At 55.9% G+C, this 22,591-nt stretch carries 21 protein-coding genes; all 21 read left to right on the forward strand.

The annotated features are described in order from the left end of the window. Positions 1 to 3 precede the first annotated feature (3 nt). Entirely contained in the window at positions 4 to 339 is a 336-nt protein-coding gene (locus FZE95_RS09905) for a Rieske (2Fe-2S) protein (RefSeq protein ID WP_150300723.1), read from the forward strand. A gap of 247 nt (positions 340 to 586) precedes the next feature. Next, on the forward strand, positions 587 to 1,927 hold the full coding sequence (locus FZE95_RS09910) for an aromatic ring-hydroxylating oxygenase subunit alpha (RefSeq protein ID WP_150300724.1): 1,341 nt from the start codon (positions 587 to 589) through the stop codon (positions 1,925 to 1,927). Between the two features lie 14 nt (positions 1,928 to 1,941). Next, positions 1,942 to 2,418, forward strand: coding sequence for a nuclear transport factor 2 family protein (locus FZE95_RS09915; RefSeq protein ID WP_150300725.1), 477 nt, complete (start codon positions 1,942 to 1,944; stop codon positions 2,416 to 2,418). 77 nt (positions 2,419 to 2,495) lie between these two features. Next, complete coding sequence (locus tag FZE95_RS09920) at positions 2,496 to 2,987, forward strand: hypothetical protein (RefSeq protein WP_335720729.1); 492 nt, start codon at positions 2,496 to 2,498, stop codon at positions 2,985 to 2,987. Between the two features lie 21 nt (positions 2,988 to 3,008). Further along, positions 3,009 to 3,716 carry an SDR family oxidoreductase gene (locus tag FZE95_RS09925; protein ID WP_150300726.1) on the forward strand — a complete coding sequence of 236 codons (708 nt, stop codon included), beginning with the start codon at positions 3,009 to 3,011 and terminating at the stop codon, positions 3,714 to 3,716. A 163-nt stretch (positions 3,717 to 3,879) separates the two neighbouring features. Next, positions 3,880 to 5,298 carry an aromatic ring-hydroxylating oxygenase subunit alpha gene (locus tag FZE95_RS09930; protein WP_150300727.1) on the forward strand — a complete coding sequence of 473 codons (1,419 nt, stop codon included), beginning with the start codon at positions 3,880 to 3,882 and terminating at the stop codon, positions 5,296 to 5,298. Positions 5,299 to 5,340: 42 nt separating this feature from the next. Then, positions 5,341 to 6,000, forward strand: coding sequence for an EthD domain-containing protein (locus tag FZE95_RS09935; RefSeq protein WP_190324542.1), 660 nt, complete (start codon positions 5,341 to 5,343; stop codon positions 5,998 to 6,000). Between the two features lie 233 nt (positions 6,001 to 6,233). Then, positions 6,234 to 6,392: a hypothetical protein gene (locus FZE95_RS19605; RefSeq protein ID WP_190324543.1), complete on the forward strand. Its 159-nt coding sequence runs from the start codon at positions 6,234 to 6,236 to the stop codon at positions 6,390 to 6,392. Further along, the gene (locus tag FZE95_RS09940) at positions 6,389 to 7,759 is read left to right on the forward strand and encodes a DUF1329 domain-containing protein (RefSeq protein WP_150300729.1); all 1,371 of its coding nucleotides are present in this window, start codon (positions 6,389 to 6,391) and stop codon (positions 7,757 to 7,759) included. Before FZE95_RS19605 ends, FZE95_RS09940 begins: the two co-directional genes overlap by 4 nt. Positions 7,760 to 8,012: 253 nt before the next feature. Next, positions 8,013 to 8,813, forward strand: coding sequence for an SDR family NAD(P)-dependent oxidoreductase (locus FZE95_RS09945; protein WP_150300730.1), 801 nt, complete (start codon positions 8,013 to 8,015; stop codon positions 8,811 to 8,813). Between the two features lie 121 nt (positions 8,814 to 8,934). After that, entirely contained in the window at positions 8,935 to 9,687 is a 753-nt protein-coding gene (locus FZE95_RS09950; protein WP_150300731.1) for a glucose 1-dehydrogenase, read from the forward strand. A gap of 81 nt (positions 9,688 to 9,768) precedes the next feature. Then, positions 9,769 to 10,986: an MFS transporter gene (locus tag FZE95_RS09955; protein WP_190324544.1), complete on the forward strand. Its 1,218-nt coding sequence runs from the start codon at positions 9,769 to 9,771 to the stop codon at positions 10,984 to 10,986. Next, positions 10,983 to 12,065: an NADP-dependent oxidoreductase gene (locus tag FZE95_RS09960; protein WP_150300733.1), complete on the forward strand. Its 1,083-nt coding sequence runs from the start codon at positions 10,983 to 10,985 to the stop codon at positions 12,063 to 12,065. The genes FZE95_RS09955 and FZE95_RS09960 overlap by 4 nt, the downstream gene beginning before the upstream one ends. Further along, positions 12,058 to 12,819, forward strand: coding sequence for an SDR family NAD(P)-dependent oxidoreductase (locus FZE95_RS09965; RefSeq protein WP_150300734.1), 762 nt, complete (start codon positions 12,058 to 12,060; stop codon positions 12,817 to 12,819). The genes FZE95_RS09960 and FZE95_RS09965 overlap by 8 nt, the downstream gene beginning before the upstream one ends. 10 nt (positions 12,820 to 12,829) lie before the next feature. Further along, a complete protein-coding gene (locus FZE95_RS09970) occupies positions 12,830 to 14,491 on the forward strand; it encodes a GMC family oxidoreductase (RefSeq protein WP_150300735.1) in 1,662 nt (553 codons plus the stop codon). A 262-nt stretch (positions 14,492 to 14,753) separates the two neighbouring features. Continuing rightward, a complete protein-coding gene (locus tag FZE95_RS09975; RefSeq protein ID WP_150300736.1) occupies positions 14,754 to 15,773 on the forward strand; it encodes an NADP-dependent oxidoreductase in 1,020 nt (339 codons plus the stop codon). Between the two features lie 65 nt (positions 15,774 to 15,838). Then, the gene (locus FZE95_RS09980; RefSeq protein WP_150300737.1) at positions 15,839 to 17,212 is read left to right on the forward strand and encodes a DUF1329 domain-containing protein; all 1,374 of its coding nucleotides are present in this window, start codon (positions 15,839 to 15,841) and stop codon (positions 17,210 to 17,212) included. Positions 17,213 to 17,277: 65 nt separating this feature from the next. Next, positions 17,278 to 17,991, forward strand: a complete 714-nt coding sequence (locus tag FZE95_RS09985) for an SDR family oxidoreductase (protein WP_150300738.1) — start codon at positions 17,278 to 17,280, stop codon at positions 17,989 to 17,991. Between the two features lie 132 nt (positions 17,992 to 18,123). Then, the gene (locus FZE95_RS09990; protein ID WP_150300739.1) at positions 18,124 to 18,582 is read left to right on the forward strand and encodes an SRPBCC family protein; all 459 of its coding nucleotides are present in this window, start codon (positions 18,124 to 18,126) and stop codon (positions 18,580 to 18,582) included. Between the two features lie 457 nt (positions 18,583 to 19,039). Next, complete coding sequence (locus FZE95_RS09995) at positions 19,040 to 20,158, forward strand: WD40/YVTN/BNR-like repeat-containing protein (RefSeq protein WP_150300740.1); 1,119 nt, start codon at positions 19,040 to 19,042, stop codon at positions 20,156 to 20,158. Next, the gene (locus tag FZE95_RS10000) at positions 20,145 to 22,583 is read left to right on the forward strand and encodes an efflux RND transporter permease subunit (protein WP_150300741.1); all 2,439 of its coding nucleotides are present in this window, start codon (positions 20,145 to 20,147) and stop codon (positions 22,581 to 22,583) included. The genes FZE95_RS09995 and FZE95_RS10000 overlap by 14 nt, the downstream gene beginning before the upstream one ends. Positions 22,584 to 22,591: the final 8 nt, after the last annotated feature.

Genomic DNA, 22,591 nt, shown 5'->3' on the forward strand with positions numbered 1-22,591 from the left:
GTTATGGAGAATGCATTTCACCAGGTTATCTCTGTCGAAGAGCTGGCTCCAGGGCAGTCCAAAGCGGTAGAGCTGGAAGGGCTAAGCGTCCTGGTTTGCAATGTTAAAGGTGAGTTCCTGGCGGTAGAAAACCGCTGCACCCACCAAGCCTCGGAACTGGAAGGCGGCAGAATTCGTAATGGTATGATTTCCTGCCCTTTGCACGGGGTCATGTTCGATTTGCGTACCGGCTGCGGCCGAGGCCCTTTGGGCAAAGTACCGCTGCGCACTTTTGCGGTACAGGTGATTGGCGACCAGGTACATGTGCGATTAACGGAGCCGGCCGAAGCGCAAGCATAGTTTTCGCTAGCTAAAAAACAGTCAAGGCTGATTTAATGGTTGCAAGCTGCGCATCCGTCTTGCTGTAACTCTAGCTGCTTATATTGGCCATCAGCTCAGTCGGGTGGTGGCGTTAGCTGATATGTGCTGTAGCAGGTTAATGAATTCGGCTGGTTTTTGTTTATGTTGTTTCGTAACAAACGCGGCCCGCGAATACTGATTTTTTGAACTTAAACTAGAGACCAAAAATAAAACTATGGAGTACACCATGGAGCTGATAAAAGTTCACCCTCTCACTATGGACGGTCGTGATGCCAGCCTGCTACGCGGGGATCCTATGACTGGCGACCGGTATTATTCGCGCGAGTTTGCCCAGCGTGAATGGGATCATATGTGGACCAAGATCTGGCACGTCGCTGGCCGCGTCGCGGAGTTGGAGGAGGCGGGCGACTATCTCGTCCATGATTTCATGCATGAATCAGTAATCGTAATCCGGCAGGAAGACGACAGCTTCAAGGCGTTTTATAACAGCTGTGGCCATCGTGGTCAGCGCTTGGTCTGGGATAACTCGCATGCGGGAGCGGGTTTTCATTGTCCTTATCATGGCTGGCTTTGGGGTAGAGACGGGGTATTGAAGTCAGCACAAGATCCCGATGATTTTCCCGGCGGAAACCCCTGTGGGAAGTTGAAACTGAATGAGCTCAGGTGTGACACCTGGGGCGGCTTCATCTGGTACACCATGGATGATGACGCACCGCCTCTGCTTGAATACCTGGAGCCAATGCCCGAGCTGTACAAGAACTACCCAATGGAGACGGGAGTTCGTGTTTTCTGGATGAAGATCAACCTCGATACCAACTGGAAGTTTGCCACTGACAACTTCAGTGAGTCCTACCACACTCGCACAGCACACCCCCAAGTGCCGCCGTTCATCGATCAGGATGTTGATAGTGCCCGCCATGAAATGTTTCCCCGGGGACATGGCCGAACGGTGCAACCCATGCGGCCATCCCTTTCTGATCGATTGCCCGAGGGCACTCCACAGCCTTTTGATGATTTGCTACGTCAGTGGGGCATTGATCCTGATAGCTACCCCGATTTCGAATCCAAGGCGATTCAGGGTTGGCTAGACCTCAAGGCGGCCAAGCGCAGGCTATGGAAAGAGAAAGGGTACAAGCATTACGAGCACATGAACGATGAGGAGCTTACCGATAGTCCGCATACGGTGATATTCCCCAACGTCACGATTTCGTTTCTGCCGGATCAATTGATCTTTTTCCGTACCGAACCTCATCCGGATGATCCCAACAAGTGCACGTTCGACCTGTGGTGCATGGTCTACCCCGTCGAGGGGCAAACCGAGGTCGAATCGATCATGGCCGGCATGCAACCGCTGGAGGAAGCAGAGCTGCACGTCCGTGACTTCGATAATGGCGCGGGGGTGCCGGAGATCGTGGACCAGATCGTCTATCAGGACATGTTGTTGGCGGACGGTCAGCAGCGGGGCATCAGGTCGCAGGGGTACAAGGATACTGTCTTGTGCAACCAGGAGACGCGGGTTCGCTTCTTCCATGAAGTCCTGAATGATTATCTCGAAGGCCGAGTCTGAAAAAGGAACGTGAAATGACCGATCTACAATCCATGCAGGCTCAGTTGACACGTTTGAACGATCTGGAAGAGATACGCACGCTACGTCACCGTTACGCCTATCTTGCCAATATCGTTGATGGTGTGCCCGGCGATGCGGAGCAGTTCGCCGCCTTGTTTACACCTACCGGAACACTGGATCTGGGTATGGGATTGGCAACGGGCCACGCCGAGATAGTCGCAATGATGACCTCCGCAACCACCCAGTGGACTTGTGCCATGCATTATATGCTGAACCCACTTATCGAGCTGAAAGGGGACCGGGCGGAAGGGAAAGTCTCAGGACTGTTTGCCTTTACCACGACCGACAATCCGTCACCGATATGGCTGTCCAATATTTACTCGGATGAGTATGTGAGAACGGCGCAAAGTTGGAAATTTCAGTCGGTAACAATAAAGACAACCTTTGTAGACCCGCAGTTCATGGAAGCCTACGCCGGCATGATCGAATAATCCCGATGAGACAGATGAGGAAGAAGACCGGGCCAAGGGTGCCCAGGCATCACCCGGTCAGACAGATAGCGTATTTCGTGGACGACGTCGCCAGGAGTGCGTACGACCATCACCTGCTGTTCGGCTCAGGGCCTTACTTCGTGGTCGAGAACATCGAACTGGCAGTATGTCTACACCGAGGCGAGCCGAGCAAGCTCGACCATACCTCTGCCTATGGTCAATGGGGTGAGGTGATGGTCGAGTTTTGCCAGCAGAATAACCCTGGACCCTCCGTCTTTTATGACCACTGTCCGATCGGGAACGGCGCTATCCATCATGTGGCGATCATGGTCGAGGATTTACAGCTGGCCATCAGTGGATACGAGCAAGCAGGCTATGAAACGGCCCTCTACGCTGAGCTAACGTCAGGGCAGGCCTATGCAATGATTGATTGCACGCGAGCCCTAGGCCACTTCGTCGAATTATATGAACCTACTGAAGAGCTAACCGATTTCTATTCCTTGGTCCGATCCGCTTCACAAGACTGGGACGGAAATGAAGTTATCCGCTCTCTCGCTCTCCATGCGTGATAACAAATGAGGAGTACTTGAATGGCTAACATCGTAATTACCGGTGCCAACCGTGGTATCGGGCTAGCTCTGGTCAAAGACTATCTCGCGGGCGGGGACCGCGTATACGCGTTTTGTCGTTCTCCAGGCAGCGCGTCAGACCTCGCAACCATTGCACAGGCTTCGGAGGGTCGGCTGACGGTGCACCAGATAGATATGGCTGACGGCCCCTCGGTCGCCAGGGCTGTACACGCTGCCGTCAGTGATGAGCCGGTCCATGTATTGTTGAACGTGGCGGGGGTATTGGGCGGCGAGACAGGGCCGTTAACCAGTAAAACCTTTACCGAGGACGATTTTGCCGACTGGCATACCGCTTTTGAGGTCATGACTATCGGACCGTTTCGCCTGATCCAGGTGCTACTGCCTAATTTGTTGGCAGCGAAGGGCAAGGCCATGACGGTAAGCAGCCAGCTTGCCGCCTCAACCTGGCCGTACGGCGGCATGTACGCCTATGGTGCGGCAAAGGCCGGGGTGAACAGAGTCATGCGTAGCCTGGCTATCGACTTGCGAGATCAGGGCGTCTGCGTTGCGACCATCCATCCCGGTTATGTGCAGACTGACATGGGCGGGCCAACCGCAGACATCACTCCGCAAGAGAGCGCCGCCGGCATCAGGTCGGTGGTTGCAAATCTGACGCTGGAGAATAATGGTGACTTTTTCAAGTGGAACGGCGAATTGCATCCCTGGTGATTTCCTCAGGTCTGACCTGGTGCTGTTCTTGCCAGTGATGAGTCTCGACAGCCCAATGGTGCGCAGCTGGTGATTGATAACGGCGAAACCGTCAAGTAGCGCTGCCAGTCTCCGTAGGTGGCGAGCGATTATTAACCGACTTTGTCAAAGTGAGAGCAGACTTATGAATACCTATAATAAAAACATACTAAACGGTTTGCCAGGTGACCACAGGGGGCTTGCGCCCGGAGAGGCGCGCTGCCCGGGTCGCACCGTGCAGGAGATCATTGCCAGCGATTTGAAACCGGCGCCAGATATCCTTAAGGAGGAGAGTTACCGTTACGCCGGAAGTGATGACATTGCTTTTTCCCGCTACACCTCCCCGGATTTCTTTGCTAAGGAGATGGAGCATGTCTGGACCAAGGTGTGGCAATGGGCGTGCCGCCTGGAGCATATTCCTCAAGTAGGTGACTACTACGTCTATGAGATAGGTGCCTACTCGATTCTGGTGGTGCATACCCCCAAAGGGATCAAGGCTTATCACAACTCGTGTCTGCACCGCGGCACCAAACTCAAACCAGAGGAGGGCATGGGCTCCAGTGACCAGTTGCGCTGCCCTTTCCATGGTTGGACCTGGTCCCTTGATGGTGAAATACAAAGTATTCCCTGTGCCTGGGATTTCCCGCATGCCAAGCCGGAGAATCTCAAGTTGCCAGAGGTCCGTGTAGGGCAATGGGGTGGTTTCATATTCGTTAACCTGGACGATGACGCAGAAGATCTCGAGAATTTTCTGGGAGAAATTCCTGAGCATTTCAGTGGTTGGGATATGGAAAACCGATTTACCGAGTTTCACGTGGCGAAGGAATTGCCGTGTAATTGGAAAGCGGCCACGGAGGCGTTCCTCGAGGCCTATCACGTCGTGGAGACCCATCCTCAACTACTTCCGGGCACTGGCGATGCCAACGTCCAATATGACGTGTATAGCGATCATGTGACGCGCTTCTATGCGGCGAGCGGGGTCAGCAGCCCGCACCTGGAAACTCCGCTAAGCGAGCAGGAGCTGGTTGATGCAATGCTGGTGGGTGATCGCTCGCTTGTCACTGATGAGCTGGAGGTAAAAGAAGGTGAAACGGCGCGAGTCGTCATGGCGCGATTTTTACGCAAGACGTTGGGCGAGAAGTACAAGGTCAATCTGGAAGACGTGTCCGACTCCGAGATCATCGATACCATCGAATATCATCTATTCCCCAATATGATCCTCTTTCCGGGCTTGTCATTGCCCATGGTGTATCGCTTCAGACCGCTGGGCTGCGATCCGGATCGTAGTCTATTCGAGATCCTCTTTTTGCGCCCGCTGGCGCCCGGTGCAGAACGTCCCGAGGCTCCCGAGGTTTCCTACGTCAAAGAGGAGGAGTCCTACGCGCTCGCTGATGGCATGGATGCAGGCATGGCACATGTCTACGATCAGGACACGTCCAACATGCGAGCTCAGCAACAGGGCTTCAAGGCAGCGAAGAAAAAGGGCGAAACCTTGGGTAATTACCAGGAAGTGCGGATCCGCCATTTCCACAACGTACTCGACAAGTACATTCAACAGGGCTGAATCAACGGAGGCTGGGGTCGCAAGGCCCCGGTTGTGATGACAATGGCAAAGGTGTTTACGCTGCTGCGGCGCAAGGAAGGATGGAGTTGGTCCGAATTCAGTGATTACTGGGCGACTACACACAAGGACCATGCACTCGATTTGGCTCGAGCGGGTTTCTTTAGCGGGTATGTTCAGAACCATCTCATCACTGGCCTGCCTGGCTCAACCTGGCCCGCAGCTGATGGCATCCCGGAAATATGGGTGCCATCGATCGACTCGCTGGCTGATCTCGCCGCCTCCGAGGTATATCAGCAGGGGGCCGGCAGGGATGAGGCGAATTTCACTTCGGGCGCGGTCGATTCGTATATCAGTGCAGGTTCCCCCGAAGCGGGGCTGACAGAACTATCACTTCCAACTCCCCGTATACGCCATCTACTGCTTTTACAGACAAACTCACAGAAGCAGATCGACGAAATAGTCGGATGCCTGGATCGGTGCGATCAAGGTCAGGCTCCGGATCTGCTCATAACAGCTTCTGCTACAGATCCTGATATTCAATGCGTGGTGGTTAGTGGCTTTTGGCCTAACCTGACGGCTGCCCACAAGGGGGCGTCGGCAATGGCTGCGCTGTTGCTGGAGCTGTCAGACGTGTACCCAGTGAGCGCCGGGGTATATGAAGCGCGAACCGTGGTGAATCCTCTGACTGGCAAATGGAGTTGATCCAGGATCAGCCTATTTTTTCGAAGCGCCAGTCCATTTCGCGCCATCCCGACTTTTGCCGTTGTTCGAATGAGCGGTAGTTAAGCGCTACAGAAAGAATACGTTATCGATACGGCAGACTTGCGCGTCATTTAAATCGATAGTAGTTTTATAAAAACGATCAGGTTGGTTTTTATTTGAGTGTGACGAGGCGCGGAGTGAGTGAGAACGCACAGCGCATCTGGATCTGGATCATGCGCCTGCAGAAGCTCGCATGGATCGTTGGCAGCGCCTCAGAACCTGGCGCCAGGCTGCTGGCCGGTTATGGTGCGGCAGTGATTGCAATGGATAACGGATGGAATGTCACACTGACCCCACTGTCCGATTCTCAGAAAAAAAGGCAGCAAATATGAAAACAAGATACTCATCCTTGGCTCTCGCGATGGGCCTGGCAATCAGCGGTTCAGTAATTGCTGCTGTATCCGAGGAGCAGGCTCAGCAACTGGGCGACAATCTTACCCTGTGGGGTGCGGAAAAGGCCGGAAACGCGGAAGAAACCATTCCGGCCTACACGGGTGGGGTCGAGCCGCCGGCCAGTTATGACCCGAGCAGACCGGGTATTCGCCCGGACCCATTCGCCGATGAACAGGTTCTGTTTACCATCGATGCGAGCAATTACACGGAGCATCAGGAGCAGTTGACCTCGGCTGCGGTGGCTCTGTTTGAAAAGTACCCCGAATTCAAGATCAATGTTTACCCGAGCCATCGCACAGCGCGCTACCCGCAGCATTACCTGGATGCAGCGAAAAAGAATGCAACCAGCTGCACACTCGTGGCGGACGGGTTGCAGCTCCAAGGTTGTTGGGCCGGCACGCCTTTTCCTGTTCCACAAAGCGGTATTGAGGTGATGTGGAATCGCTACATGAAGTATGAAGGACATGCTTTCATGAGTCAGGACTTGAAGACGACTATCGTTGACGGCTCTGGATCGGTGATTGATACAGCAGGGCAAACCCAGTGGAACCAGTATCCTTTATGGGATCCCAGCCGTACCGAACCTCTGGAAGGGGATGAAATCAATGAGATGCTCCGTGCCGATTATGACTCTCCGACGCGCAAATCCGGTGAAAAACTGATAATCCATGATTCTCTAAATATGTTGACCAACGCCCGTCGTGCATGGAGTTATCTGCCCGGGCAGCGCAGAGTCAAGCTTTCTCCTGATGTTGCCTATGACACGCCTTCTCCGGCTGGGGCAGGAATAGGAACGGTCGACGATTCATCGGTCTTTTATGGTGCCTTTGACCGATACGATTTCGAGTTGATGGGCAAGAAAGAGGTCTACCTGCCATACAACATGTTCAAGATGTACGACACTGAGCAATGTGGCCGCGACGAAGTATTTACCAAGAATTTTGCCAACCCTGATTGTGTGCGCTGGGAGCTGCACCGTGTATGGGTAGTCGAAGCGACATTGAAAGAAGGAAAGCGCCATATTTATCCCCGGCGTACATTCTATTGGGATGAGGACTATCTGGGAGTCGGGATGAGCGCTTCTTATGACAGCACAGGTGCTGTTTACCGAGTGGTGCATTCGGAAAGCTTTCCCAAATATGAGGGCTACGGGCACATTAGTGGCCAGTTTATTACCCATGACCTTGCAAGCGGAGCTTACGCTCGCCAAGCGTATTCCACAGGCCGTTCGGGGTGGTATGACATTGAACCCAAGCCAATGAGTTTCTTTTCACCACAAGCGATGAGCGCTGGCGGCGTCAGATAATCCTTGCGGGCGCACTCTAGACAATAGGGTGCGCGAATAACTTTTTTTTCGTCGCTAAGTCGGATGATGTTCGGCGCTCTTATGCTTTCCATAGACGCGTGAATCTCCCGGTACTCGCGACTATTACAACTAGGTAGTGGTCTATAAAAAACGATCAATCCGGTTTGTTAGTGGCGCGCGCAAGGCTGCTGCACGATCGCAAGGCGCTACCGCTGACTTGAAAAACACATTCTGTTATCTCGGAGAACACGTGATGAAACGACTTGAGAACAAGGTTGCCCTGATACTCGGTGCTGATAGCCGGGACAATATGGGCCAGGACATCGCCCGACGTTTCGCAGACGAAGGGGCACGAATGGTGATTTCCGGGCGTAATGCAGAGGAGCTGGCTCGCTTCGCCGATGAGATCGGCGGCACCCATGTCGCCTGCGACATCACTTCGAAGTCCGAGCTGAAAGCAGCCATGGCCCATGCCAGAGAGTGGGGTGGGCGGCTGGACGTGGCGGTCAACTGCGTCGGCTGGGGTCTGACTCAAGGCTTCCTGGAAACTGGGGAGCAGGAGTTGGAGAAGATGATTGCGCTGCAATTCAAAGGGCCGTTCCTGTTTCTCCAGGAGGCGATTGAAGGAATGGCGGAAGGCGGTTCGATCATTCAGATCAGCTCCGCCACAACTCGCGCGGTAATCGAGAACTACGCAGCGTATATCGGCACAAAAGGCGGCATCGACCACGTGGTGCGCTGTGTGGCCAACGAGTTCGGCAGCCGCGGAATACGCGCCAACTGCATCTCCCCAGGCTTGACCGAAACCCCGATGACCGCTGAGGCCATGGCGACGCCAGGGGTTCGCGAATGCTTCACTGCGCGTTATCCGCTGGGACGCATTGGTACCACGGCAGACATCGCCGCCGCTGCTGTGTGGCTGGCTAGCGACGAATGCTTTATGACCGGCGAGAATCTTCAGGTTAACGGCGGCTTGCTGCTTCGAAGTAATCCCACCGGTGCTGACGTCGGTGCCGCAGTGGAAAAGGCCATGGCGGCACAAGCCAAGGGCTGAAGAAAAGGGCGGTTGCGTAAGCACGCAACCGCCAGGCTGGAGGACAAACCAAGTATATCGACGAGCCATGGAGCTCCTTTGCGTCACACCGCTGTAGCAATAACAACAAAAGGATCACAGCATGCAATTCAAAGACAAAGTGGTACTGGTCACGGGCGCCAGTGGCGGCATAGGCGCTGGAACGGCGAAAGCTTTTGCCCGAGAGGGTGCAAAGGTGATGCTGGCCGATATCAACGTTGAACAAGGCAAGCAGCGACTGGCTGAGATTGAATCTGCCGGCGGTGAAGCCGCTTTTTTCCCCATTGATGTGACCTCTGCCGAGCACATGCAAGCGCTGATCAACGAGACCGTCCGGCGCTTTGGCAGATTGGATATTGTCCATAACAACGCTGGCATCAGCGGCGGGAATCATTTCACCGCCGATGTCACCGAGACCGAGTTTGACCAAATCGTTGCGGTCAACTTGAAGGCCGTCTGGCTATGCATGAAGTATTCGATTGAGCAGATGCTTAAACAAGGCGGCGGAGTGTTAGTCAATACCGCTTCGGCGTTGTCGCTCACGACCATACCTGGCTCGGCTCCCTATGTTGCTACAAAGCATGCGGTCGCCGGCCTGACCAAAACGGCAGCCACCGAATACGGTGCGCAGAACATCCGCATCAACGCCGTCTGCCCGGGGGTAATCCGTACCGCCATGCTCAATAGCCACCCGCGTCTGGATGAAATGGAGCCCAAGCTGCTAGCACTACATCCCGCTGGGCGGCTCGGAGAGATCGATGAGGTGGTCAATGCGGTGCTATGGCTTGCGTCGGACGGCGCTTCGTTCATGCATGGCAGCCTGATGACGGTGGATGGCGGCTGGACGGCTGCCTGAGTTGGCTGGCTATCCGCGTGCTGTTTTCGCGTCGGTTTCTGATGGTTCCCGAATCTTGGTGAGGGCCTGAGCATGCGCAGCATGTGGTTGAAAATTATCCTGGTGTATCTGTTCGGCCTGGCGGCGACTTCGCCCCTGGGGATGATGGGACCGCTGGTCAGCGACATTCAGCGGCACTTCGCAGTGAATAGTCAGGGGGTCGGCATCGCGCTTGCCGGTCAGCTTCTGCCACTGGCGTTCGCTGGAGTACTGATGGGCTGGCTGATCGGCCGGCTCGGGCCGCGGCGATTGCTGGCCATCGGCGCGGTGTTGATGGCGTTCGGTGCTCTGGTCAACGCCTGGACCGCGCACTTTGCTCTGTTCCGTGGCGCGTTGTTACTGCAGGGGCTGGCGCTTGTGGCGCTGCTCACGGCGGGCCAAAGCCTGCTCATGATGATGACCTCGGGGCGGCAACAGGTGCAGGCGTTGACGCTATGGTCAACAGTTGCACCGGTAGGCTTCGCGGTTGGCGCAGTGCTGGTTTCCTTTTTTGCTGGTGGCGAGCGCTGGCAGAGCGGTTTTCTGATTTACGGTGTGGCGCTGATGCTTTTCAGTCTGGCCAGCCTGCTGCTCCCAGTTATCCGCATGACGCCGGTTGCCGGTAATTTCCGCGTGGTTCTGCGTAATGGCAGCGTCTTGCGTTTTGGTATTGGTCTTAGTCTCGCCTCCCTGGCGGGGGTCGGCACCAATGTTATCGGTGCGTTGTATCTCAATCAGGTGCATGGAGTCTCGCCGGCCCTGAGTGCGCAGATCATGGCCGTGGCGAGCCTGTCCGGCATCGCCGGAAGCGTGGTGACCGGCATGCTGCTTGCGAAGGGCGTGGCGGGGCGCCCCGTCGGCACGCTTATCGTTGCCATCGCGGTGTGCGGTGGCACAGCGTTCTATGTGCCATGGGGCGTTCTGCCAGTGGCGTTGGCCGGGGCTATCGCTCAGCAGGTAGCCATGGGTGGATTCATCGCTATGACCTACTCGTTGCTGCCACGCGTGTTGCCGGATCCGAGCATGTCGGGCGCTGCGGTAGGGCTTGTTGGCCAGATCACCGGCCTCGGTGCCACCATTGCAGCGCCGCTGTTCCTGGCTGTACTGGCTTGGGGGCAGTGGAGCTATCTGTTATCACTCGTCGTCACCATCTGGGCTGCTTGTCTGCTGTTGTTGCCGAGGGCGCGCGCGGCTGTCCCGGTTACAGGCGGACCCTTCTCGCTTCGCGACGACCTCGCAAATCAAAGCCTTCCACTCAATAATAAAAGGACCACCCCATGACGCTACTCAATCGCCAGCTCTGTCTGAAGTCTCGCCCAGAGGGCGTGCCCAACGAAAATAATGTCCGTCTGCGCAGTTCTCCCCTGCGTCGGCCTGGCCAGGGACAGGTTTTGCTGCAGAACCTGTATTTGTCGATGGACCCGGCGATCCGAGGCTGGATGAGCGAAAAACCCAGCTATATGCCGCCCATTGCTTTGGGTGAGCCGGTACGCAGTTCAACCCTGGGCCGCGTAATAGAAAGCTGTCATCCGGATTTCCAGAGTGGAGATATTGTCGTCGGGCTTGCGGCCAATGGGTGGGAGGATTTCAGTCTGACCGATGGCGAACAGCTGGATCGCATTGAGCCTGATCCGCGTTTTCCGCTCAGCCATTATTTGAGCGTTTTCAGCGCAGTGGGTCTGACGCCCTACTTTGGTGTACTGGATATTGGCAAGCCGAAGGCTGGGGAAACGATGTTAGTCAGTGCCGCAGCAGGGGCGGTGGGTTCGCTCGCAGGTCAGATCGCGCGGATCAAGGGCTGTCGTACCGTGGGTCTCGTCGGAAGCGACGAGAAATGCCGCTGGATCGTAGAAGAGCTGGGTTACGACTGCGCAATCAATTACAAAAACTGCGGAGACCTGACCAGCGCGATTGCAGAAGCCTGTCCGGACGGTGTCGACAGCTATTTCGATAACGTCGGCGGCGAGATTCTCGACGCTGCCTTGCTGAACATGAACACCTTCGGTCGGGTCGTGTTTTGTGGCGCTATCGCTCAATACAATACTGAGCAGCCAGTGCCTGGGCCGTTCAACTACTGGCAGATTCTTGCTCGCAGTCTCACTGTGCGGGGCTTTATTTCTCCTGAGTTCAAGGATCGGTTTGGCGAAGGCATTGAGGAAATGAGCGGTTGGATTGCCGACGGCCGCCTGGTGTTTGTCGAGGATATTGTCGAAGGACTGGAAAATACCCTGGATGCATTTTCCCGCTTGTTCACCGGTGCCAACAAGGGGAAGTTGATGGTCAAGGTACGAGACGCCTCGGAGCCGGCACCGACGATTGACGAAATCCGGGCTGCCGCACAGGAACCCGCTCATGTTTGAAGCTCCTGTAACGGTGATAACCGGCGCAGCAGGAGGGATAGGCCTGGCCCTGGTACGGCACCTGCACGGGTTGGGTCATCGGATTGTACTGGTGGATCTGGAACAGGCCGGCCTGGAAAAGGCCGCAATGAGCGCAGACCTGGACCCGGCTCGCACGCTCCTGGTCGCCGCGGATGTGTCCCGCGAGGAAGAGGTGAAACGCTATGTCGCTGCGACGCTGGAGCGTTTCGGAAAAATCGATGGCTTTGCCAATAACGCCGGTATTGAAGGCGCTCCCGCGCTGATCGAGGAGCAATCGGTGGAGATGCTCGACCGGGTTTACGCGGTGAATGTTCGCGGTGTTTTTCTGGGTCTTAAACACGTACTGCAGGTGATGCGTCGGCAGGGCAGTGGGGCAATCGTTAATTTGTCGTCCCTGGCTGGAATCATGGGTGCGCCAACCCACGGCGCCTACGTCATGTCCAAACACGCCGTTATCGGCCTGACCCGTACAGCAGCAGCGGAAGCCGCTGGCGTTGGCGTGCGGGTCAATGCCGTACTGCCGGGGACAATTAATACCGAGATGATGCGGCGCATCGAACGCGACTCTGGCAACGCTGAAGCCACTGAGGCGGCCAATCGCGCAGCCACTCCGCTGGGCCGTTATGCCGAGCCGGAGGAAATCGCTAGTGTGATCGCCTTCCTGCTCTCGCCGCAGGCTTCATACGTCACCGGCTCTCTCTATACCGCCGACGGCGGCATGAGCCCCTTTTAAGGACACGATCATGAACACTTACGACTACATCATTGTGGGAGCCGGCTCCACCGGTTGTGTACTGGCCAACCGATTGTCCGCGGATCCTTCGAAGCGAGTGTTGCTTCTGGAGGCAGGTGACTGGGACAAAAGCCCACTGATCAAGATGCCCAAGGGCATCGCCAAACTGGTAAGCGACCCTAGGCACGCTTGGCATTTTCCTGTGCAGCAGCCGCGCTTTCCCGACACCGAATCTGCCGAAATGTGGGTGCGCGGCAAGGTGATCGGCGGCTCCAGTTCCATCAATGGCATGATTTACGTGCGCGGCCAGCCTGAAGATTATCAGCGCTGGGAGCAAAAGGCGGGGCCGGAATGGGGCTGGACGGCCATGAAAGAAGCTTTTCGCGCCATCGAAGACCACGAGCTGGGCGCTGACGAGTTGCGCGGCGCGGGTGGGCCATTGCATATCAGTACGGGAAAGTTCCGGTATGCGGCCAGCGAAGCCATGGTGAGTGCTGGAGAGCAGATGGGGTTGCCGCGGGTAGAGGACTTCAATCGCGAGAGCCAGGAAGGGGTTGGCTACTACAGCCACACGATCAAGGATGGCCGTCGGGTCAGCGCCGCCACCGCCTTTCTGCATCCAGTGCTGTCACGCAAGAACTTGCTGGTTCAGACAGGTGCGAAGGTTGAGCAGGTGCTGTTCGAGGGCTCGCGAGCCTCGGGCGTGCGGGCGAAGGTGAACGGACAGTTACGTGAGTTCGCTTGTCGTGGTGAGGTCATTCTGTGCGCCGGAACTATCCTGACGCCTAAAATTCTGCAGCTGTCAGGTATCGGAGATCCCGATCATCTCGGCCCGCTAGGTATCACCACGGTGGCGGCCAACCGTGCCGTTGGTCAGCATCTTCGCGATCACCTGGGATTCCTGCTGCCGTATCGTCTGCTGAAGACGAAGGGGTTGAACCACCGCTTCCAAGGCGTCGGCCTGGCGGGTAGCTTGCTTCAGTACTACACCACCCGTAGCGGGCCGATGGCGACGGGACCCTTCGAGGTCGGCGCCTTTTTTCGTACTCAGCCGAACCTGGCCAGGCCCGATGCCCAGTTGTATCTCAGCGCCTTTACCTATCCCCGCAGCGAAGACAACTTCCCGGTGCCGGACGGAGTCGAGGACAAGCCCGGCATCACCATCTACGGACAACTGTTGAATCTTGAAAGTGAGGGAACGGTCTTGATTCAGTCCGCCGATCCTGATGCAGCTCTGGCGATCACGCCGAACTGGCTGTCCACCGAAGTGGATCGTCGGGCCGCAGTCGCCATGGTGCATTATATGCGTCGCTACATGCGCCAGCCGGCACTGTCGAAATACGTCGGCGAAGAGCTGGTGCCAGGCGCGCAGTGCCAGTCTGATGAAGAGATCCTGCATTACTTTCGCACTGCCTCGTTGTGTGGCACCCATGCCGTGGGAAGCTGCCGCATGGGGCGGGATCCTGGGTCCGCTGTAGACGAGCAACTGCGCGTCCGCGGTGTCCAGGGGCTGCGGGCTGCAGACTGTTCAGTAATGCCGGACCTGGTTTCGGCCAACACCAACGGGCCGGCCATGGCGCTGGGTTGGCGCGCAGCGGACCTCATTCTCGGGCAAGCGACGGCGCAGCAGCACAGCAATCAACCGCAGGCGGCGTCGGCTTCAGTTGGCTAGCAGGGCTGGATAGGAACGGCATAGGCACCGTTTGTCTGCCGATAAATATGGAATAACAAGAAAGATACTTGAAGGAACCGCAATACAGGTATAGGTTAATTAAAAACGGTCCTGTTGGTTTTTAATTAACGTCTGAAGCTCATGCGGCTTCAGAACAATATCGCGACGAGACCGTGCTCGAGTGGATCCGTCGTCAGCCAGAGCGATGGCCCGGTATCCAGTGTCCGAGCCTCATTCATTACAATAACAAGAGAAATTTGTCATGCCTCAACCCACTACCCAGCGGCGACTGATCCTTGAGCGCCGTCCTCAGGGAATCGCAACGCATGAGGATGTAGTCCTGCGCGAACAGCCGCTTGGCGACCTCGCTGACGGACAAATCATGGTGCGCAACCACTTCTTTTCCATCGATCCGGCGATCCGGGACTGGATGTCGGAACGGCCCAGCTATCTGCCACCCATTCGCATCGGCGACCCGGTACGCAGCACTGTGATTGGCGAGGTGGTGGAAAGCCGCTCCCCCAGTTTCCGGCCTGGCCAAATTGCAGTAGGTGTCGGCGGTTGGGAAGAGTACTCGGTCGCTGACGCTGGTTACTTTTCTCCGGTGGAGCTGCAGCCTGGCGACGAGGAGCACTACTACCTCAGCATCTACGGAGCGGTTGGTTTGACGCCCTATTTTGGTTTGCTGGAAGTCGGTAAGCCAAAACCGGGTGAAACCGTGCTGGTCAGTGCCGCGGCCGGAGCGGTGGGCTCACTGGTGGGGCAGATCGCCAAGATTAAGGGTTGCCGTGCGGTTGGCATCGCCGGTAGCGATGAAAAATGTAGCTGGATTGTCGAGGAGCTGGGTTTCGATGCGGCGATCAATTACCGCACGGATCCCGATATGGTGGCCTCGATTGGCCGGGCCTGCCCCGAGGGTGTGGACGTGTACTTCGACAATGTTGGCGGTGAAATACTCGACGCTACGCTGCTGAACCTGAACAAGGATGCTCGCATCGTTTTTTGTGGCGCCATTTCCAGCTACAACACCGCCGAACCGGTACCGGGGCCCTATAACTTCTGGCAGATCCTGGCACGCAGCGCGACGATCGAAGGCTACCTGGTTTCCGATTATCTCGATCAGTTTCCCCAGGGCATTGCGCAAATGCGTGAGTGGGTCGGAGAGGGGCGACTGCATTTCAAAGAGCAGATCATCGACGGGTTGGAAAGCACCCTGGATGCTTTCAATTTGCTGTTCGAAGGTCGCAATGAGGGCAAGTTGATGATCAGGGTTGCGTCCTGATCTTTCAAGACTGAAGCACACGCGGATAGTCCCGTGAATACAACAACAAGAGTGGAGTTTAACCAATGAAATGTCTTGCGCGCAGCGTCACCGCTATCGTTATTTCGGGGAGCTTTGCGCTCTCCGCCCAAGCCGCGGCTACCCAGGAAGAGATTGACCAGATCGGCACCAAGTTCACCCCTTGGGGGGCGGAGAAGCAAGCCAATGCTGACGGCAGCATCCCGGCATATACCGGCTCAATCTCTCCGCCATCTACCTACGATCCGGAGAAACCAGGCTACCGCCCCGATCCCTTCGCGGAGGAAGAACCGTTGTTTTCGGTTAGCGCCGACAACATGGATGAGTACGCTGACCAGCTGAGCGAAGGCATGAAAGAAATGCTGCGCAAGTATCCCTCCTTTCGCATGGACATTTACCCTACCCACCGCTCGGCCGCGTATCCGGATTACTATCTGGAAAATGCTCAAAAGAACCTGACTGAGTGCAAGACGGTCAACGATGAACTGGGCCTTTCGGGTTGTTATGGCGGCACGCCGTTTCCCTTCCCGAAGACCGGCAACGAAGTGATGTGGAACCGCTTGTTGAAGTTCGATCAGTTCGCCTTCGAAACGCCGCTGTTTACCGGCAGTGTGGTGGACTCCAGCGGTCGCCGGAATGTGACCGGCGTTGCCAGCATGGAAATCCAGTACCCTATCTTCGATCCCGAGCGTACCGAGCCGATCGGTGAATCAGATGTTTACGAGATGATCCGCAACGACTTCCACGATCCGGCGCGCAAGAACGGCGAGAAGATCGTTGTGCGCGACTCCATTGACATGGTTGATACCGGCCGGCGGGCCTGGCAGTACTTGCCTGGTCAGCGCCGCGTGAAGCTGGCTCCCGATATTGCATACGATACCCCCAGCCCCACCGGGGCGGGAGTGGCCGTAGTCGACGAGATGGCCATCTTCTATGGCGCGCTGGATCGCTACAACTTCGAGCTCAAGGGCAAGAAGGAGATGTTCATTCCCTATAACACCTACAAGCTGCATGACCGCAACATCTGCCCGGACGAGGTTGCCGAAACGCCCAACCACCTCAACCCCGACTGCATGCGTTGGGAAAAACATCGCGTTTGGGTTGTGGAGGCCACTCTCAAGGAAGGGAACCGTCACATCTACCCACGGCGTATGCTTTATCTCGACGAGGATCTTTATGGCACTGGCATCAGCGACAACTATGACGCCACGGGCAGCGTGTATCGGGTAACGCACAACTTGCCGATCACTTTCTATGAAGCTACCGGCCACGCCACTGACGAAACCGTGACCTACGATCTCTCTAGCGGTGCCTATCACCGCTCGCAAAATCCCACCATGGGTACTGGCTGGGTCATTACCGACGGTCGGCCCGATGCCCATTTCAATCCGCAATCCATGGCAGGCAGCGGAGTTCGCTGAATGCCAGGCGAGGCGCTTACGGGCGCTTCGCCCTTTCATGCAATACCTTTGAAGATGAGGTTCTTATGCGTATGAAAGATAGGGTTGTGTTGATTACAGGCGGCGCCTCTGGGCTGGGGCGTGCTGATGCCGAACTGTTTGCCGCTGAGGGCGCCCGAGTAATAATAACCGACATCGACGACGAGCCTGGCCAGATACTGGCGGATACCTTGCATGGTCTGTTTCTGCACCACGACGTGACCTCCGAGAGCGACTGGAAGCGAGTGATGCACGCCATTACAGAACACTATGGCGGGTTGGATGTTCTGGTGAATAACGCCGGTACTGTACAGGTCGCGGACATTGAGTCTACTTCGCTGGAGCTCTATCAGCGAACGAATGCGGTGCATAACGACGGTACTTTTCTTGGTTGCCGCTACGCGATCGAGGCCATGCGTGAGCGAGGCGGCTCGATTGTCAACATGTCTTCGTTAACGGCTATTCGCGGCTATCCTCTGGTGCCGTCCTATGCGGCAGCCAAGGGCGCCGTGCTGGCACTGACCCATACTGTAGCCGTGCATTGTCGACAGAAGGGATACCCAATCCGGTGCAACGCTGTGTTGCCTGGACCAATCGCCACGCCTTTGGCGCTCACCGTGATCGAAGACGCCAGCGGTATGGGCAAGCCTGAGGACGTCGCGCAGATGGTTCTGTTTCTCGCCTCGGAGGAATCAAAACATGTATCGGGTGCACAGTTCGTCATCGACAACGCTGGCTCGATGGTAGGCGGCCCGGCCTGAGCCGACACATAAAAGCTATGTGCCGCGACGTGGGGGGATAGTTGCTCCATGTCGGGCATCAGACGGGTCCGAACGGGTCCACGACATCGATTATCCATTTTGCTTTGCTTTTTTTCACTCACGGAGAATTTCATGCAGCAGGTAGAAACACATCACGATCTAGACGCGCCCGCCGCCATGGTCTGGGCGTTGCTGGCTGACTTCGCAAACATCGAGGGCTGGTGGCCCACCGACGACGAGACCGTAATGATTGAACGGGTTGAGATCGAAGGGGAGGGTATCGGTCAGATCCGTCATATTTACAACCAGGGCTTTCCGTTAGCGGTTAGCGAGCGCCTGGATTATCTGGACCCGGATAGCCTTAACTACAAGCTCTCTATCGTGGGGGATCGTCCCGCTGGTTTGCTTTATTACCAGGCGAATGGCTGGATAGACGTTTTGCCCGGTAACCGTTGTCGCCTCAATTACCGCGGTGAATTTACTGCCAAGCCAGGCCATGCCGAAGAGGCTGAAGCCTTTCTGCGTGCCGCCTATGCTCTTATGTTCAAAGGGTTGAATCAAACCTGCCGGCGTTTGCAGGAGGCGGGTTGAGCCAGCATTGCTCGTGACACCTGATTGAAGGAGGAGGACGTTTCACCGAAACCAGGTTGTATGCGCGCCCATCCAAAGGTCGCGACGAGTGCTGGACTGGCCAATGGTGATCTGGAATACATTCGGGTTCGGTTTTCAGCACTGTACGTCGAACCGGGGAACCGCTGCTACATTTCGCCTGCGTCACCAGATTTCGTCCATGGTTCCCATTGCATTCATGGGGCGACTGATTGGATGATCAGGGCTTGCACGGATATCTAAGAGCTAGTACTTTATTAAAAACCGTCAGGTTGGTTTTTTAATAATCGCACAACAAAAATAAACAGGGTCCCTAATGATGAGTCGCGAGCTGCTATCCATGCTTTCCTCGGGTCTGGAACGCCGGGCCACCCGAGCCAGTGCTTTCTCCCTCTGCTCCCTTCAGAAAACGGGCGTCGCTGTCTGGTTGCGGTGCTGCTTGTTGCTGGCCATTTTTCTAATGAGTCTTTCAAGCTTTGCTTTTGAAAGCCCTCTGTCGACACCTGCAATAAAGAGCGTGAAAGCAACCAAGAGTCCGCTTACCGCAGTTACCAAGGCCGGTGATGGGCGGCTGGTTGCGGTAGGGCAGCGGGGCCACATTCTGGTGTCTGACGATTCTGGCGTCAGCTGGACGCAGGCCAATGTTCCAGTCAGTAGCGATCTCGTTGCAGTCTCTTTTGCCAGTGCCGAGCGTGGCTGGGCAGTAGGGCATGGCGGTGTGGTACTGAAAACTGAAGATGGTGGTATGAATTGGATTTTGCAGCTGGATGGTCATCAGGCTTCGAAGCTCGTTCTCGATTACTACTCGCGGCAGGCCGAAGCCGATCCGGACGCTGAGATGTTTGTGGCGCGAGAAGAGTTGCTGATCGAGTTCGGCGGTACGCAATCGCTGATGGACGTATATTTTGAAAGCGATCAAGTGGGTTACGTCGTAGGCATTTTCAATCGTTTATTGAAGACAGTGGATGGCGGTAACACCTGGCAGCCTTGGGCGCATCGAATAGACAACCCGTACGAATTGCATTTCTATTCCATCAACTCGGGGAAAGACGGTCTTTACATCACCGGAGAACAGGGGATGGTCTGGCGCCTGGATGAAGGCCAGCAGCAGTTTGTGTCGGTTGAAACGCCCTACGATGGGACTCTGTTTGGTGCTGCCATCGGGACCAATGAGCTGATCGTCTTCGGCATGCGGGGAAGCGCATTCAAGAGCACAGATCAGGGCGAAAGCTGGACCCGTCTCGAAATCACCTCTGAAGCGGGTATTACCGACGGGGTTATTTTTGGCAATGGAGGTGTCGCGCTGGTCAATCTCGCCGGAGAGCTTCTGGTCAGTCGCGATGGAGGTGACAGCTTCGCCCCCCAGGCCATTATCGAATCCATGCCTTTCTATGGGTTGGCTCAGATTTCTAGCAACCATCTCGCACTTGTCGGCGCGGAAGGTGTGCAGAACCTCGCAGTGATGGCGCAAGACAGTTCCCCCGGGGAGTCCAGCGTGTCTTTGCTTGAATCAGACGACTTAGCCATGAACCTGGAGCTTCGCCATGTCACCCAATAAAAACAATTCCGACGCCGTGACCCGTGTTGAGGATTTCGATAAGAACTCGGGTGGGGTGATTGAGCGACTGGTTTTCAATCACCGTGTTCTGTTAATGCTGTTCTGCCTGATTCTTACCCTGTTTTTTGGATATCACCTCAAGGATCTCAAGGTTAGCGCAAGCTACGAAAAGACGTTGCCGCAAAGCCATGAGTACGTGCAGAACTATCTCGAAAATCGGGAAGAGCTGCGTGGTTTCGGCGACTCTATCAGGGTCGTGGTAGAAGCAGAGGAGGGCGGTATATTCAATGCTAGCTACCTGGATACCCTGGCAAGTATCAATGATGAAATCTTTATTCTTCCCGGGGTGGATCGTCCGTGGATGAAGTCGATTTTCACCCCGGTGGTTCGTTGGACCGAGGTCACCGAGGAGGGGTTCACCGGGGGTCCCGTTCTGCCGAACGATTATGACGGTGGGCCAGAAAGTATTCGCAATCTGCGCATCAATATCGGTCGAGCAGATGTAGTGGGAAGCCTGGTAGCCAATGACTATCGCTCCAGCATGATTATTGTGCCTTTGATGGGGCAGGATTCTGAAGGCAATCCGATCGACTATAAGGTGCTGGCTGATTCCATCGAAGACATTCGTCAGAAGTACATCAACAGTCCCGAGCATGACGTCAATATCTATATCATCGGCTTTGCAAAGCTCACCGGCGATCTGATCGATGGGCTCAAGCTCGTCATGCTGTTTTTCCTGATTGCGGCAATCATTGCGGTAGTGATTATCTATAGCTATACCCGCTGCCTGCGCAGTTCGCTCCTGGTACTTTCTTGCTCTGTCGTGGCTGTCGTCTGGCAACTGGGTGCGGTGACTCTGCTTGGCTATGAGCTGGATCCCTTTTCGATGCTGGTGCCATTTCTGGTGGTAGCCATCGGGGTCAGTCATGGTGCGCAGAAGATGAACGGCATCATGCAGGACATCGGACGAGGCACGCATAAGGAGGTGGCTGCCAGATTCACCTTCCGCCGTCTGTTTCTACCTGGCTTGACCGCGCTTCTGGCGGATGTGGTGGGCTTTGCGGTGTTGATGATCATCGATATTCCGGTGATCCGTGACCTGGCGATGACCGCCAGCATTGGTGTTGGTGTTCTGATCTTTACCAACCTCATCCTTATCCCGGTTCTGCTCTCCTATATCGGTGTAAGCCCGAAAGCGGCGCAGCGTAGCTTGGCAGTCGAACAGCGCCGACCCGGCGCACTCTGGCGCGGATTGGCGTTATTTACTCATCGGAGTTGGGCTACTGGCGCAGTGGTTGTAGCCGCCATCCTGTTGTCCTGGGGCGTCTACATGTCGTCCAAGCTGGAGGTTGGCGATCTGGACGCGGGGGCACCTGAACTGCGTCCCGATTCGCGTTACAACATGGATAATGCCTACATTACATCGCACTACGGCATTTCCAGCGACGTGTTTGCCGTCATGGTCAAGACGCCCGACGACGGTTGTCGCAGCTTCGAAACCCTGACGCAAGTGGATCGTCTGTCATGGAAGCTGGCACAGGTTCCGGGTGTTCAGCGTACCGCTTCCCTGGCTGATACCGTGCGTAATTACACGGCAGGCATGTTCGAAGGTAATCCGAAGTGGGCCACGGTCAGCGACAACCAGGGGCTCATCGACGCACAGATCGGTAACGCTGTTTCCTGGAACTCGGAATTCCTGAACACGCGTTGCAACATGACGCCGGTGCTGGCTTATCTTGCTGACCATAAAGCCGATACCCTTGATCGAGTTGTGGCGGCTGCAAGTGAATTTGCCGAAGAAAATAGCACGGAAGACCATCAGTTCCTGCTGGCAGCGGGTAACTCCGGCGTTGACGCCGCGACCAACATCGTGGTCAGAGAAGCCAACCGCAAGATGTTGTTCTACGTCTATGCCGCAGTAGCACTGTTGTGTCTGATTACCTTCAGAAGCTGGCGGGCTGTGATCGTTGCCCTCGTGCCGCTGATTCTTACGTCCATGCTTGCCGAAACGCTGATGGTTTTCCTGGGTATCGGTGTGAAGGTGGCAACGCTGCCTGTCGTGGCCCTGGGTGTGGGGATCGGCGTTGACTATGCAATTTATCTGTTGAGCACTCAGCTTGCCTTCCAGCGTATGGGATATTCGGTTGCCGACGCTTACCGGAAAGCCTTGGCGACGACGGGCAAGGTAGTCGCGCTGGTCGGGGTCACATTGGCAGCCGGTGTCGTCACCTGGGCATGGTCCCCTATCAAGTTCCAGGCGGACATGGGGATACTTCTGACGTTCATGTTCTCGCTGAACATGATCAGCGCGCTAATCCTCGTGCCGGCCCTATCGCACTTCCTTCTACAAGGCGCAACTTCGGCTCCCGTACGCGTCGACGAAACCAAACCAGGCGAAAATGCTATGGAAACCCATCCAGTTTAACGGTGATA

The organism is Pseudomonas profundi (assembly GCF_008638305.1).
Classification (GTDB): Bacteria; Pseudomonadota; Gammaproteobacteria; order Pseudomonadales; family Pseudomonadaceae; genus Halopseudomonas; species Halopseudomonas profundi.